Here is a 15,320-nt window from a genome sequence, read left to right as displayed (position 1 = left end):
GTTATCCCTTCTTTATCTATAAAATAATGCTTTTCAGCTGTGACACGCTATGTGATAAAACGCTGTTTTTGCCTAAATAATCAAGCAATGAGCGGATTAAAAAGTTTCTCGGTTGGTCCTTTGACAGCTCTTGACTTAGCAGCTCAAACGCAGAGAGGAGATCGTCCTTTTCTTCTCCGTTTGATAGTGTATGAAGCTCTTGTTTCATCTTTGTTAAGTACGAGATGATAAGCTTTTCTTCATCATATTCTTCCTGTGTGGAAAGCAAATAAGAGTCCATCAGCTGATCTGTTAATACAGGCTCAATGGAGCAAGGCTTTATTGATACACGGTCCATTACACCGATGATCATTTCGGCGGCATTTTCTAATTGGATGTTCTTGTGCTCAATCGCCAACATCAAGATGAATTCTCTCATTAATCCGTTGAGGACAATCACAAGATCCCACACATAAGGAGCAACAGATTCACCATATGTGCTTAAAATAATGTCTCTGTGGCGCTGCATGATAATGGAACGTGTTTCACGTAAATGCTTAATGACGATGGGCGAATGCTGAGAAAATGCCTCAAAGGACAGCATATTCAAAAATTTATGATTCTCTTTAAACTCTTCAAGCTCAAGCTTAATCTTTTTTGTGAATTTTTCCTTTTTGGACAGCGTCGTTTCGGAATGAATGATCTGAGAAATCTCTCTCATTTTGCGCTGATTGTATTTAATCAGTTCCAATAGAAGAGCTTCCTTTGAATCAAACAGTTTATAAATAGACGCTTTTGATATTTTACAGGCATCAGCAATTGACTGCATGGAGACACTCATATAGCCTTTTTGAGAAAATAATTTCTTCGATACCCGCAAAATCTCTTCTTGCTTTTCGTTCATCTTCATAAGTCCTTTCCGAATCGGCAAAACCATATGGTCACAATGGAAACCGAGTGGTCACTTTTGCTATGATAACAAAACCAATGGCACATGACAAGAAAATGAACTTAAAAAAATACATGTCTCAATGACATGTATCCGATTGTTGACAAAGGGCTAAAATGAACTTTATTTTAGCCCTTTGTCTTCTTTGTCATAGGCGAGTAACGAGATTGTATGTTAGAACAAAATACGATACATTTATCGTATGAATAATCCAAATCATCCAACCCAAGAAAACATGAGACTCATTTCTGTGCTGCAAGCATTGGCTGACCCTGTTCGGCTGGAAATTGTCCGCTGCTTAGCAGAAGCGGGTGAAAGGACTTGCGGTGCGTATAAAATGAACATTGCAAAATCCACGCTTTCCCATCACTTCAAAGTGCTAAGAGAGGCAGGCATCGTGAAAGTGAGAATTGACGGGAAGCACCGTTACTATTCTCTCAGAAAGGACAACATTGATACCGCTTTTCCAGGCCTCTTGTCATCCGTTTTAGCTGTAGGCCAAGAGCGGTGGTAAGAGAGTCTTGCATCAGCAAATGAAAAATCCCAAGGTAACAACGCCTTGGGGATTTTTGATCCGCCTCGTTCAAAACGAGTTATGCCAATGAATGATCGATAGACAAATGGACAATTTCATATGTGTGGACCTTCTTGTCTATATTCTCTGGTAATGAGTCCAAAAAAGAATATTTTACGAGCTTCCATTTATCAGGGTTATATACGATGACTTCTCCCTTAGTGTCGTTAAAATGAGAAAAGAGATGAGAGATATCTAGGGTTTCAAGGCAATCGGTAGGATGAATCGTCACATATTCTTCAAGAACGTATTTGCTACAATTAAAATCATGCGTGAAATGGACGGAATACGTGATACCAATATGGATTTGTTTCCAGCCAAAAGAACGTAAAATATGATCAAAAGACCCCTTAAACACAAAATCAGTCATGCCCTCAGCTTGTTTCCAAATATACAATGGGCAATAGCCATTGTGTAAACTCCTATGTTTGTCTTTTTCAGTGATCAAATAAGCCTTAAATAATAAATCCTTATATCCATCTGTTTTCCATCCATTGTCCATCACTCTTCTTCTAATGATATTCATATCATAATCTGCAGGCAGATCAATATGATATTGCATGGCATGCATCGAAACACTCCCTTTCAATAGCCATCATAAGCGACTTCAAATCTTCTGAATAATACCTATTTGTGTTATTGTTATCACTAAAAGTGATAGGTGATCATGATGAATATAAATGATTTGATTATTTTCATAGAGGTGTATCAAAAAGAATCGATTAATCAAGCGGCTAAAGCTTTAGGGTATGCTCAATCCAATATATCTCAAAGAATCAAATCGCTTGAAACTTTATATGACTCAACATTTTTTATCAGGCATCATGATGGAATCAGTTCAACAGGACAGGGGGATTTATTTTATCAATACGCTCAAAAAGTCATAAAAGAAACGAAGGCCATTCAACAAAAATTGACTTCAAAGAAAAAGAACATTTTATGCTCTGAAATTCTATTTAACGTCTTATACGAGCAACATGTTCTAGAGGATATTCAATTCACTGATTTTATCATTGCCTCATCGAGTACGATCAACAAAAAGCTAACAGAGGATATTTATGATCAAATCATTTCTTTTAATCAAATTGAAAAAGCGGAATATCAATTAAAAGAGGTCAAGAGCATAGCATTGAACTTATATGGAAAATCAAAAGATATATACGATGATCATATTTCATTGGTCGTAAATCGTGATCAGCTTTGTCCATTAAGACATGTGGCCACGCGTATGCTAGGTGATCGAACCCTGTTTGAGTTAGATTCGTTTGAAGGAATGATCAAAATCGTTGAACAGGGAGATGGTATTGCGTTACTGCCAACCAACTTAAAAAGCCTTCAAACGCTCGTGAAATTGCTGGAGAAAAATATTCACATTAACTATTACGTTTATGAAAGAATGTGATCGTAACACTCCTTTATCGGTATACCCCATCAAAGGAGTGTCAGGATTCATCTACATAGGCTGTTTTATGTCCCATAAATCGACTCATACAGGCGTTTCACCGCTGGCTCAATATCCTCTGGCCGCATATGAGAGAAGCCGAGGACAAGCGGGACAAAGCCTTCTTGATGACCGGGTACATGCTCATCGAGAGTAAAACGGTCCATCCCGTACATTTGCAGCTTTCTTTCTTTGGCACGCTGTAAAATCTCATGCTGCGTTCGATCTGAGCGGAACTCTGCGATAAAATGTAGCCCTGCATTTTCCCCAATAATTTGTACGTTGTCACCAAAGACAGTGTCGAGCTCTCCGATGAGCTGCTTTCTTTTTTCTTCATATAATCCATTCATTCTCTTAATATGACGCTGATACGCCCCATCTTTTATAAAATGAAGAAGGGTGTATTGTGTAAAAAGGTTGGCCGTTTGAATGAAAAAGTGCTGCTCTTCCTTATAGCGTCTCAATAAATGCTGCGGCAGCACCATGTAGCTTAGCCGCAAGCCGGGCAGCAATGATTTCGAAAAAGTCCCCATATAAATGACTTTGTCATATCGATCAAGACTTTGTAGCGCGGGTATGCTGTCTGTGCCATACTTAAATTCACTATCATAATCATCCTCAATGATATAACGGTCTTGCTGATCAGCCGCCCAGTTTAACAGCTGAATCCGCCTGGAAATCGGCATGATCACCCCTGTTGGGAACTGATGTGAAGGGGTAATGATTAAGACATTCGGCTGTTTTTGGTGAATATCGCTCATCCGCACACCTTTTTGATCAATGCCAATCGTTTCAATTCGGTGGTGATTGTTTTTGAGCATTTGATACAGTCTGCGGTAGCCGGGGTTTTCTAATCCATATATTTGATCGGCCGGAAGAATGCTTGATAACGAATGAATCAGTGATTGTGTACCTGCACTTAAAATGAGCTGTTCAGGATAGCATTTGACCCCTCGCGCAAGTCCAATCAGCCGGGCAATCGTTTCCCGCAGCTCATAAACGCCTTGTGGATGCGGAAGCTCACCAAACGCTTCATGGTGGAGATGAATCGCCTTTTGTTCACTTTTCAGCCAGCTTTTAAATGGAAAATTGGCTGTATCAACAGAAATATGTGAAAAAGAATACCAGTCGTCTCGCGCAATAGGTTCTTCCTTTAAATCCGCTGGAAGGGAAGAGGGTTTCAACTGACCTGATTCATGAAACGTTTCTAGTGATTCCACAAAAAAACCTTTCCGCTCAACCGAATATAAATATCCTTCGGCAAGCAGCTGCTGATATGCGCCATTCACCGAATTAACGCTGACTTTTAATGTATCGGCTAACTCTCGTTTAGAGGGTAATTGATCGTGAGGCTGAAGATTTCTATTTAAAATTTCATCTTTAATTTTTGTATAGATTTGATGATAAATATATCCGTTTTCTCCTGTTTGATCTAGTTGAATTGTCAGCATGTCGTCATTTCATCCTCTCTGGTACCATCAAAAAAATGATATTGGTACTTTCTATCATACCAAAAAATATTCAGAATAATAAAAAAGACATAAAGGGGATGGATGACAATGAGTCAAACGACAACAAATCGCTTTTCAACAGAGGAATGGCAGGGAAAAAGAGATCAATACGTCGCAAGGGGCGTAAGTAACGGCAACCGTCATCTTGCAGCAAAAGGGAAAGGCGCCGAGCTTTTCGATATCGACGGCAATCGTTTTATTGATTTTGCAGGCGCTATCGGTACGTTAAATGTAGGACACTCACATCCAAAGGTTGTGGAAGCCGTCAAGGCACAGGCAGACAGCCTGATTCACCCAGGATTTAACGTCATGATGTACGAATCCTATATCGAATTGGCAGAAAAACTATGCCACCTCACACCAGGCGACCACGACAAAAAAGCCATTTTCTTAAATTCAGGTGCAGAAGCGGTTGAAAACGCGGTGAAAATTGCACGTAAATATACGAAAAGACAGGCTGTTGTCTCGTTTACAAGAGGCTTCCACGGCAGAACGAATATGACGATGAGCATGACAAGCAAGGTCAAGCCTTATAAATTTGGTTTCGGACCATTTGCATCAGAGGTGTATCAAGCACCGTATCCTTATTACTATCAAAAACCTGAAGGGTTAAGTGATGCAGCCTATGACGACTTCATCATTGATCAATTCAATCAATTCTTTATCGCAACGGTTGCACCAGAAACAGTCGCTTGTGTGGTGATGGAGCCAGTCCAAGGGGAGGGCGGATTCATTGTACCATCGAAGCGTTTTGTACAGCACGTCGCTTCATTCTGTCAGCAGCACGGGATCGTATTTGTCGCAGATGAGATTCAAACAGGATTTGCGAGAACAGGAAAATACTTTGCAATTGAGCACTTTGATGTTGTGCCAGACTTAATCACTGTGTCAAAATCACTTGCAGCCGGCTTACCACTGAGCGGTGTCGTTGGCAGAAAAGAATTGCTTGATGCAGCGGACCCAGGGGAGCTAGGGGGAACGTATGCTGGAAGTCCGTTAGGCTGTGTGGCAGCATTAGCCGTTCTTGATATTATTGAAACAGAACAATTGAATCAACGATCTGAACACATTGGACAAGTCATTGAGGACAAAGCGAATGAGTGGAGAACAAAGTACTCATTCATTGGGGAAGTCCGCCGGTTAGGGGCAATGGCAGCGATTGAAATGGTGGAAGATCAAACAACGCGTACACCAGATAAGAAAAGAGCCGCCGCGATTGCAGCCTATGCAAACAAGCACGGACTACTCTTATTAACGGCAGGGATTAATGGGAATATTATTCGCTTTTTAACGCCGCTTGTCATCACAGATGAACTGCTGCATGAAGGACTAGGGATTATCGAGGACGCCTTCAACGCACGCTAAACAACAAAGGGGGATGGTTGTATGCAAAAACAAGAAATGGCCAAAACGATGTCTCAGTCAGACGTACTGTTTTTGTCCATTGGTGCAATGCTTGGCTGGGGCTGGGTTGTACTTTCGGGAGATTGGATTTTAACAGCTGGATTTTTAGGAAGCGTGATCGCTTTCGTCATAGGGGGCATTCTCGTCATTTTTATTGGACTCACGTATGCCGAGCTATCGTCTGCAATTCCAGAGACAGGCGGAGGGCTCGTCTTTGTCCAGCGGGCATTTGGGATGAAATCTGCTTTTGTCTCCGCATGGGGTGTATTGTTCGGTTATGTGTCCGTGATTACGTTTGAAGCTGTCGCACTTCCGACAGTCATTGACTATGTCATTCCAACACAGCATGTTGGCTTTCTATGGAATATAGGCGGATGGGACGTCTATTTCACTTGGGTATTGATTGGATCTCTCGGTGCGTTATTTTTAACAGCACTAAACTATATTGGTGCAAAGCCAGCTGCCATTTTTCAGTCGGTGTTCACAGTGGCGATTATCCTAACAGGGTTTCTCCTTTTAGGCGGCGCGACATTCAATGGAGATTTTGCAAACCTTGAGCCGATGTTTCAAGGCGGGGTTGGCGGTCTTATGGCCGTTTTAGTGATGATTCCCTTTTTATTCGTTGGATTTGATGTCATTCCGCAAGTGGCGGCAGAGATCAATGCACCGAAGAAAATCATCGGGAGAATCTTAATTATCTCCATCGTGAGTGCGGTTGTTTTTTATCTGCTCATTGTCTTTGGTGTAGCTGCTGGGATGTCCAAAGGTCAGCTTGAAGCTTCTTCATTGGCGACAGCAGATGCCATGGTACAGCTTCTCGGTCATCAGGCGTTTGGGACAGTGCTTGTGATTGGCGGGGTAGCAGGGATTGTGACAAGCTGGAATGCTTTTATCATTGGTGCAAGCCGTATTTTATACGCAATGGCGGAAAGAGGCATGATTTCCAAATGGTTTGCGTATATTCACCCAAAGTATAAAACACCGACAAATGCCATTTTATTTTTAGGGGCATTGGCCTTTTTTGCTCCGCTACTAGGCCGTCCTGCCCTTGTCTGGATTGTGAATGCAGGCGGCGTGGGCATTATTGTCGGGTACTTAATTGTGTCCATCGCCTTTATGAAACTCCGCAAAAAAGAACCTGAACTAGAGCGTCCATACCGCATTAGATATTGGCGGACGACTGGCGTCTTAGCCATTGGACTGAGTTTTCTTTTTCTTTCATTTTATTTTCCGGGGATGCCGGCTTCCTTATCATGGCCAGCTGAATGGATTTTGCTTTTAGGTTGGGCACTTATTGGGTATATACTATATGTAATGAATCCAAGAACGAAGGAGAAGGTAGCGCATGACAAACGAACTCAAAGTGTATAATCCTGCAACAGGAGAAGAAATTGCCTCAGTTGCTCAGCATACAAAAGAACAGATCGAAGACGCGATCTCTCGCTCACACAAAGCATTCAAAACATGGGCAAAAACGTCAGCCCATGAACGTGCAAACATCATTCGCAAGTGGTTTGATTTGATGATCGAACATAAAGAAAGGCTTGCCAAAATCATCACAGAAGAAAACGGGAAGCCGTATCAAGAAGCATTAGGAGAAATCGTCTATGCAGCTGGATATATAGAATGGTACGCAGAGGAAGCAAAGCGTATCTACGGCAGAACCATCCCGTCTCATACGACAAACAAACGTCTTTTCGTTACAAAGCAGCCAGTTGGTCCTGTCGCTGCGATTACACCGTGGAATTTCCCTGCGGCCATGATTACGAGAAAGGCAGCTCCAGCGCTTGCGGCAGGCTGTACGTTTATTGTGAAACCTGCTGAAGACACGCCGCTTACGGCCATTGAGCTTGTGAAATTAGGCCATGAAGCTGGAATTCCAGAGGATGCTCTTCAATGGGTCGTCGGAGATGGAAAAGAAGTGGGTGAAATCTTTACAGATAGTCCATTGATTCGCAAGATCACCTTTACAGGCTCAACACCAGTCGGAAAGCATCTTATTAAAAACAGTGCCAGCACAGTCAAACACGTATCGATGGAGCTTGGCGGTCATGCCCCGCTCATCGTGGACAAGGATGCGAATCTTGAATTGGCTGTGAAACAGGCAGTTGCATCTAAGTTTCGTAATGCAGGACAGACCTGTGTCTGTGCCAACCGTTTAATCGTACACGAAGAAATTCATGAAGCATTTGCGCAAGGCTTCAGCAAAGAAGTAGAAAAGCTGAAAGTCGGAAATGGCTTTGAAGAAGGTACATCAATCGGTCCAATTATCAATAAGCGCGGCTTTGATAAAATTGTCAACCAAATTCAAGATGCGGTGGATAAAGGGGCGAAAGTCCTTGTTGGCGGCAAAACGCATTTTGACGATGAGAAGTCGTATTATTTTGTTCAGCCGACGGTTCTCACGCATGTCGATCCTTCCATGAACATTATGCATGAAGAGACGTTTGGTCCAGTGGCGCCGATAACGACGTTTCAAACATTAGATGAGGCGATTCAATTAGCCAACGATACACCTTTTGGACTGGCGGCTTATTTCTTTACAGAGAATTACCGGAATGGGCTCTATATCTCAGAGAATCTTGATTACGGGATTATTGGCTGGAATGATGGGGGGCCATCGGCTGTTCAAGCACCGTTCGGCGGTATGAAAGAGAGCGGAATTGGCCGGGAAGGCGGCATCGAAGGAATCGAGCCATATTTAGAAACAAAATACGTATCCATTGGTTTAGACGAATAACACGTGAAAAAGACTGACCGAGAAAACCTCGGCAGTCTTTTTTTATGTCAAACAGCAGGGGGGAAAAGTTGATCCACTGTTTCTTTTGTTTCCTTGAGAATTTCATGGATGTCATCTGCAGATGCTTGTTCCATGCTGCTGAATAAGAGCCGTTCCACTGGCTCAATTCCGATAAAATTGAAGACCTCTGTATCTGTCGTCATATGATGGGATGGGGCAGCGATCATATTTGAATCAAGAAAGGTCCTTGGGGCATCGTGCGTATTGATAATGACAGCTTTTTTGTCCTGAAGAAGATTGTCAATGGCTCCATGTTCATTGATTTGATAAGCGAAGCCCTCTGAAAAAACGCGTTCCACATAGCCCTTTAGCATAGCCGGAAAGCCCGTCCACCATATCGGGAAAATAAACGTCAGGACATCCGCCTGCTGAATCAGCTTCTGCTCTGTTTGAATGGCGATTGGCACATCACCGCTTTTCATGGCAGCCTTTTCTGCTAGTGTCAGCTCTGGCGGAAAACCAATGGCATACACATCACGAACTGTCACATCATGACCATTGTTTAAAAGAGTGCTCACGACAAGATCTAATAAAGTTTGATTTAAACTTTGCTGCGGATGTGCAAATATGATTAGATGGTTCATCTCATAGCCTCCTAAGTGGTCATCTGTCTCATTATGGCATGCACCTGAATCCTATTCAATCCTATATTGGAAATAATAGGTTGGGAAAATAAAAAGCGACGGCTTCAAAAAGCAATCGCTCATGTAAAACGTTTATTTTTTTCTAAAAGCAAGTCCAAGTGCAATAAGGGCAACGACTAGAGCGGCAATGGACAGACCAAGAACAAGTGGTGAGGAAGAAGTAGAGGCAGTCTCGGATGCCTGTTCTTCTTTTGGTTTTTCTTGACCATGTGCATCTGTTACGGTATTAGATGCGACAATGTTTGTGATGGAGTGAGGTTTATCAGCATCTTTATCGCCAGTCCATTCCACAACCGTTCCATCCTTATAATATTGATACGCATCCCATTTGGCTTCGCCTGCTTTTTCAGGGTTTTTTGCCACAAACACGAATTGCTGGAACTGCCCCGCAAGCACACCATCGCCTGTTGCTTCCCAAGTGACTCTTGTGACCTTGCCATCTTTCTCTTCAGTCGTTGTTTTCCAGCCGGGTACTGGCTCGTACTGTTGGAATTCTACGCCTTTAGGCATTGTGATGACAACCTTTGTTGTCGGACTGTCGCTTTCAGAAGGCACTTTTAACGTATAAGTTTCCCAAGCGTTTGTCGCAGATGTATCAGGTTTGACGGTCACGTGTGCACTCACAGGAATCGCCAGTAAAAATGAAGCAAGAAGCATTGGTAATAAAGCTTTCACATATTTTTTCATTTAAGATGAACTCCTTTTTTAGTTTCTTCTAATAAATGTGGTATTGATGTTCTCAAAAGAACCAGTTAACGCATGTATGTCTATTTTCCAAGTGCCCTTTTCATTTAATAAAAGATTTTCAGCAGAGAAATGGCCATTCTTTAATCGTTTCAGCTGAAATTCATTCGGCGTTTCATCACCGAATAGGGCCACTTTATGAATCTTGGCTGTCACTGATTGAATGTCTGTGATCGTTTGTCCATCCTTCTTCGTAAATGCCACCTCAAATGTGTTTTTTCCAGGGGCATTCGGGGTAATGCTCAAGGACACAATGTCACGATGCTCGACCTGATTGGCTCCAAAGAATGGCTCTGGCGCAGGCGGAGGAGGACTTGGAATATTCGTGAATACGGCTGTTAATAACAAAATAGCGACCCCAATCATCCATTCTGCTCGTAAAGATATGTTTCGTTTCTGCTTCTTTTCCCATCTCAGCATTAGGTAATGGACAAGTCCAAGAAGGCCCATGATGATAAATAAACCAAGCTTGATTAAGAAAGTACGTCCATACGCTGATTGGAAGAGAGCATCAAACGATTGCAAAATAAAGATCGCATTCACGAACCCTGAAAACACAATGAGTCCAACTGAGAGCAGTGCCCACGGATGAAAGGCTGTCAGGGTGCTACGTATGAGCGGCTGGTCTTCATTTGGCAGCTTCTTCATCAAAAGAAGGACAATCGCTGTTAAACCGCCGACCCAAATGGATGCAGAAACGAGATGGATGAAATCAAGTGACGTTGTCAGTATTTTATTATCTGTTGCGGCTGGATGACCGATTTGCGCTTTCAGCCAAAGGAGCACAGTGAAAATGAGCAGTGGAAACAGCCAGACCCGGAAGGAAGTGAAGTTTCCTTTTTTCATCGCCACCATCGTCCAGATCGTCAGAAGAACAAATGACGCCATGAGCATCATCCACAGACTTCCACCAGAAGTCGACGCAATGGTTTCTTTTAAAAGCGATGGTTGAAATGCCCCTAAAAAGGACACGTCTGCTGCTGATCTTGTTTGAATTGGCAGCTGGAACAAAAGTGCTCCGCCCATCATGATCAGTGAAATGGTCAGAAGCCGCTTCATTCGTTTGGCTAATATGTCTGTTATCGCCGCTTTAAACCAAAGGAGTCCAAACAAAATGGTCCCGAGGAATAAGCTGAACGATGTATACAGAAAGGCTTTGTCGATGGTCGAAGCCAAATCAATTGATTCATTCGCTTGCGCCTGATCCAATTGATCGAATCCGCCATCTGCTTTTCCAATACTAAACGGGATCATGCCAGAAACAGAGTGCCCATCGGCTGATACCGCATTCCACTGAATGGTGTAAATCCCTTTTGGTAAATTCTTTTTTAAAGCCGCTTCCATGATCTTTTGATCTTTGATGACCGTATCTCCTTGATCCACACGATCCCCTTTTGCATTTAACACCTTAATGGCATGAAATCCGCTTTCGATTCCTTCACTGAAGGTGATAGAGACGGAAGGAGGCTGCTGATCAAGCTCTTCATTCGCCGCAGGATTCGAGCTCACCACATATGCATGAGCCGATGCCTCCTTTGGTATGAAAAAAGAGAGCATGACGATCAGTACCAGAAGCCACTTACTATATGTCAACAATGTGAATAACCGCCTTTCTACCTATGAAAATATCTCATGTATCAGAAAGAAAGCGGCAGTAAACTGTGAGTCACAGAAAAAACCGCTCTTTCTAGTGTACCGCCTACTCTAAAAGGTAAACGAAACAAATAGCAAGATGGTTCACTTTTTCTGTGTCCTGTCTGCGCAGACGTTTCTTGAATGAATAGGTTTGATCAATATAAGCCTATTCGATTTAAGAAGAGGAAACAAGAAGAGACCATTTGAAATTTGTGAAATTCCAATGAATTTTGTGCCAAAACAACGGCAGATTCCCCTTTTCACTCATGATCATTTATGATCTTCCAATGATTTCACATCATTTTTCAATTTTGTCACACACTATGTGACAAAGTGACATTTAGTTTCAATTGAAGGGAAAGTGAAAGCGTTTTACGATAGGTATAAGGGCTTCACTGACACTTGTTCTTATATCTTTTGACCTATAAATCCCTGAACTAAGGGAAAGAAGAAAGGGGTTTTCACAGATGCAGGAAAAAAGCGGATTCCGCGTAAAAGTACAGCGCTTTGGAAGCTATTTAAGCGGCATGATTATGCCGAATATTGGTGCATTTATTGCTTGGGGACTGATTACAGCTCTGTTCATTCCGAGTGGTTATCTTCCAAATGAACAGTTAGCGACACTCGTTGGACCAATGATTAACTACTTACTGCCGCTATTAATCGGTTACACAGGCGGTAAACTCGTCTATGACCATCGAGGCGGGGTACTTGGTGCAACCGCTACGATTGGGGTCATTGTTGGTTCGGATATTCCAATGTTTTTAGGTGCCATGATCATGGGACCACTTGGCGGTTATCTGATTAAGAAAATCGACCAGCTGTTCAAAGACCGAATCAAATCAGGCTTTGAAATGCTTATCAATAACTTTACGGCTGGTATCCTTGGTGCCATTCTTGTTGCCATTGCATTCTACGCAATTGGCCCAGTGGTATTAGGCCTTAACAAAGCCCTTGCCGCAGGTGTAGATATCATTGTCAATGCACATTTACTTCCGCTGGCAAGTATCTTCATTGAACCAGCGAAAGTATTGTTCTTAAACAATGCGATTAACCAAGGTATTTTAGGTCCTTTAGGGGTGGAGCAAGCAGCGAAGACGGGTCAATCTATCCTGTTCTTGCTTGAAACAAACCCTGGACCGGGTTTAGGTGTTCTTCTTGCGTATATGTTCTTTGGACGAGGGAATGCGAAGCAGTCTGCACCAGGTGCGATTATCATTCAATTCTTAGGGGGAATTCATGAAATTTACTTCCCGTACATCCTAATGAAGCCAAAACTCATTTTGGCTGTCATTGCAGGTGGGGCAAGTGGTGTTCTGACTTTCACATTATTAAATGCAGGTTTAAAGGCTGTCCCATCACCAGGCAGTATTATTGCGCTTATGATTATGTCACCAAAAGGCGGTCATCTTGCCGTTTTAGCAGGTGTTGTGGTGGCAGCCATCGTATCCTTCCTTGTCGCTTCTGTCATTTTGAAAACATCAAAAGCAGTTGACGAAGACTTAACAGCAGCAACCGAAAAGATGCAAGACATGAAAGGAAAGAAAAGTGCAGCAGCAGCAGCTCTCACAGCGCAAAAGGAAGGTGCGGAAGCGAACGAGCAAGCAGCATCTCCGCATGATATCCATCCAGATGACGTGAACAAAATCATCTTTGCCTGTGATGCAGGAATGGGCTCAAGTGCGATGGGCGCTTCCATTTTAAAGAACAAAGTAAAAAAGGCAGAGCTTGATATTGATGTGACAAACACATCCATCAGCAACATCCCAGATGATGCCGATGTGGTCTTTACCCATAAAGATTTAACAGACAGAGCCAAGGCAAAACTGCCGGGAGCTGTTCATATCTCAGTTGATAATTTCTTAAACAGCCCAAAATATGATGAGCTGATTGAGAAATTGAAAAAATAACATGACGAAACGGGTTGAGTCCAATTTTTCCTAATTGAACTCCCCGTTTTGGTTGTTTTCCTGATTTTTTATTCTAAAAAAGGTGTGTGATCATTCATGAAACAAGTTCTTTCAAAAGACAATATTTTTCTAAACGAACAAGCAGGCTCTAAAGAGGAAGCCATTAAAAAAGCAGGAGAAGTCCTAGTGGCAAACGGCTATGTCACGAGCGATTATGTGGACAAAATGTTTGAAAGAGAAAAGATCTCTTCTACATTTATGGGCAACGGGATTGCGATTCCTCATGGCACAGAAGAGGCCAAAGCGGCTGTCCTGCATTCAGGGATTTCCATCATCCAAATTCCAGATGGCGTTGAATATGGAGAAGGAAATGTAGCGAAAGTCGTATTTGGCATCGCTGGGAAAAACAATGAGCATCTCGATATTCTTTCTCAAATTGCGATTGTCTGTTCAGAAGAAGAAAATGTAGAACGCATCATTCATGCAAAGGATCAGGATGAACTGATCGCCATCTTTAACGAGGTGAACTAACATGAAGGCACTTCATTTTGGAGCAGGGAATATCGGCAGAGGATTTATTGGGTCTTTGTTAAAAGCATCAGGCTTTGAGCTTGTGTTTACGGATGTAAATGAAGCGGTCATCAACGAGTTGAATGAAAGAGGAGAATACACGGTTGAACTCGCAGCACCAGGGCAGAAACAAGAAGTGGTAGGTCCTGTGTCAGCAATCCATTCCTCGCAAAACCCAGCGGCATTAACAGAGGCTGTTGCCACAGCTAATTTGATTACGACAGCCGTTGGACCAGCTGTATTGAAGATCATTGCTTCATCTATTGCTGAAGGGCTAAAACAAAAAAAGCCTGACCATCTCATCAACATTGTGGCCTGTGAGAACATGATTGGGGGCAGCTCTCATTTAAAAGAAGCTGTTTTTTCCTATTTGACATCAGATGAACAAGAAGCGATATCGCAAACAGTGGGTTTTCCAAACGCTGCTGTTGATCGAATTGTTCCGATTCAGCATCATGAGGACATTCTCAAAGTGTCAGTTGAGCCATTTTTCGAGTGGGTCATTGATGAGACTGGTTTTGTGGGAGAAGTTCCTAAAATTGACGGAGCAACCTTTGTACAAGATTTGACGCCATATATTGAGCGGAAGCTCTTCACTGTCAACACAGGACATGCCCTAGCTGCATACGTCGGTTATCAGCAGGGCGTTCAGACGATCAAAGAAGCTGTCGACACACCAGAGATTCGCCAAGTTGTCGAAGGGGCCCTTCATGAAACGGGCAGCTATTTAATTGACACATATGGCTTTCAACAGGAAGAGCATGATGCGTATATTCAAAAAATCATCAAACGATTTGAGAATGCTTTTATTTCCGACGAAGTGACTCGTGTCGCACGCTCTCCGCTTAGAAAGCTAGGTGCAGATGACCGCTTGATCGGTCCAGCGAAAAAAATCAAACAGCCTGTCTACTTAATCAAAGGCATTGCCGCAGCTTTGGCATACGATTTTGCAGAAGACGAAGAAGCTGTTCGTCTGCAGGCATTAAGGAAAGAAAAAGGCGTTGAAGGTGTGCTCCAAGAAGTATGTGGACTACAGCCTAAAGACGAACTTTATCAATCTATTCTCAAGGAAACAGTTCTATAATTAGAAAATCCCTTTCCATCATGTGAAAGGGGTTTTTTATGACTTTTTCAATACTTTTCCCCGTTTGACGATATA

General features: G+C 42.6%; 14 protein-coding genes. 8 read left to right on the top strand and 6 right to left on the bottom strand.

The features are described 5' to 3' along the window. Positions 1–16: 16 nt before the first annotated feature. Positions 17–883, bottom strand: coding sequence for a TetR/AcrR family transcriptional regulator (locus GPA07_RS17385; RefSeq protein ID WP_008357032.1), 867 nt, complete (start codon positions 881–883; stop codon positions 17–19). 247 nt (positions 884–1,130) lie between these two features. Between GPA07_RS17385 and GPA07_RS17380 the strand changes: the two genes are divergently transcribed. Next, positions 1,131–1,442: an ArsR/SmtB family transcription factor gene (locus tag GPA07_RS17380; RefSeq protein ID WP_008357033.1), complete on the top strand. Its 312-nt coding sequence runs from the start codon at positions 1,131–1,133 to the stop codon at positions 1,440–1,442. Positions 1,443–1,521: 79 nt separating this feature from the next. Here GPA07_RS17380 and GPA07_RS17375 read toward each other — a convergent pair whose 3' ends face one another. Next, positions 1,522–2,073, bottom strand: coding sequence for a DUF4865 family protein (locus tag GPA07_RS17375; RefSeq protein ID WP_008357042.1), 552 nt, complete (start codon positions 2,071–2,073; stop codon positions 1,522–1,524). 99 nt (positions 2,074–2,172) lie between these two features. Here GPA07_RS17375 and GPA07_RS17370 point away from each other — a divergent pair, with 99 nt between their 5' ends. After that, positions 2,173–2,904, top strand: coding sequence for a LysR family transcriptional regulator (locus tag GPA07_RS17370; RefSeq protein ID WP_157293057.1), 732 nt, complete (start codon positions 2,173–2,175; stop codon positions 2,902–2,904). A 65-nt stretch (positions 2,905–2,969) separates the two neighbouring features. Here the strand turns inward: GPA07_RS17370 and gabR are convergent, their stop codons facing one another. Then, complete coding sequence (gene gabR, locus GPA07_RS17365) at positions 2,970–4,394, bottom strand: MocR-like transcriptional regulator GabR (protein WP_008357046.1); 1,425 nt, start codon at positions 4,392–4,394, stop codon at positions 2,970–2,972. A 108-nt stretch (positions 4,395–4,502) separates the two neighbouring features. Here gabR and gabT point away from each other — a divergent pair, with 108 nt between their 5' ends. From gabT to GPA07_RS17350, 3 genes are read left to right on the top strand one after another with little or no spacing between them, the layout of a single operon-like run. Next, entirely contained in the window at positions 4,503–5,819 is a 1,317-nt protein-coding gene (gene gabT / locus GPA07_RS17360; protein ID WP_008357047.1) for a 4-aminobutyrate--2-oxoglutarate transaminase, read from the top strand. A gap of 21 nt (positions 5,820–5,840) precedes the next feature. After that, positions 5,841–7,229, top strand: a complete 1,389-nt coding sequence (locus GPA07_RS17355) for an APC family permease (protein ID WP_157293056.1) — start codon at positions 5,841–5,843, stop codon at positions 7,227–7,229. After that, the gene (locus tag GPA07_RS17350) at positions 7,204–8,598 is read left to right on the top strand and encodes an NAD-dependent succinate-semialdehyde dehydrogenase (protein WP_157293055.1); all 1,395 of its coding nucleotides are present in this window, start codon (positions 7,204–7,206) and stop codon (positions 8,596–8,598) included. The genes GPA07_RS17355 and GPA07_RS17350 overlap by 26 nt, the downstream gene beginning before the upstream one ends. 47 nt (positions 8,599–8,645) lie before the next feature. Here the strand turns inward: GPA07_RS17350 and GPA07_RS17345 are convergent, their stop codons facing one another. From GPA07_RS17345 to GPA07_RS17335, 3 genes are all read right to left on the bottom strand, one after another. Next, positions 8,646–9,242, bottom strand: coding sequence for an NAD(P)H-dependent oxidoreductase (locus GPA07_RS17345; RefSeq protein ID WP_157293054.1), 597 nt, complete (start codon positions 9,240–9,242; stop codon positions 8,646–8,648). A gap of 132 nt (positions 9,243–9,374) precedes the next feature. Further along, on the bottom strand, positions 9,375–9,989 hold the full coding sequence (locus GPA07_RS17340) for a YcnI family copper-binding membrane protein (RefSeq protein ID WP_008357054.1): 615 nt from the start codon (positions 9,987–9,989) through the stop codon (positions 9,375–9,377). 18 nt (positions 9,990–10,007) lie between these two features. Further along, on the bottom strand, positions 10,008–11,642 hold the full coding sequence (locus GPA07_RS17335) for a copper resistance CopC/CopD family protein (RefSeq protein ID WP_157293053.1): 1,635 nt from the start codon (positions 11,640–11,642) through the stop codon (positions 10,008–10,010). Positions 11,643–12,148: 506 nt separating this feature from the next. On the opposite strand from GPA07_RS17335, the gene GPA07_RS17330 reads away from it, so the two are divergent. From GPA07_RS17330 to GPA07_RS17320, 3 genes are all read left to right on the top strand, one after another. Next, positions 12,149–13,591 carry a PTS mannitol transporter subunit IIBC gene (locus GPA07_RS17330; RefSeq protein ID WP_008357057.1) on the top strand — a complete coding sequence of 481 codons (1,443 nt, stop codon included), beginning with the start codon at positions 12,149–12,151 and terminating at the stop codon, positions 13,589–13,591. Between the two features lie 96 nt (positions 13,592–13,687). Continuing rightward, the gene (locus tag GPA07_RS17325; RefSeq protein WP_008357059.1) at positions 13,688–14,122 is read left to right on the top strand and encodes a PTS mannitol transporter subunit IIA; all 435 of its coding nucleotides are present in this window, start codon (positions 13,688–13,690) and stop codon (positions 14,120–14,122) included. Between the two features lies 1 nt (position 14,123). Further along, on the top strand, positions 14,124–15,245 hold the full coding sequence (locus tag GPA07_RS17320) for a mannitol-1-phosphate 5-dehydrogenase (protein ID WP_008357062.1): 1,122 nt from the start codon (positions 14,124–14,126) through the stop codon (positions 15,243–15,245). Positions 15,246–15,320 lie beyond the last annotated feature (75 nt).

The sequence above is a fragment of the Bacillus sp. ms-22 genome, from assembly GCF_009759805.1.
GTDB lineage: Bacteria > Bacillota > Bacilli > Bacillales > Bacillaceae > Bacillus > Bacillus xiamenensis.
This window is presented reverse-complemented; position numbering and strand designations above follow the sequence as displayed.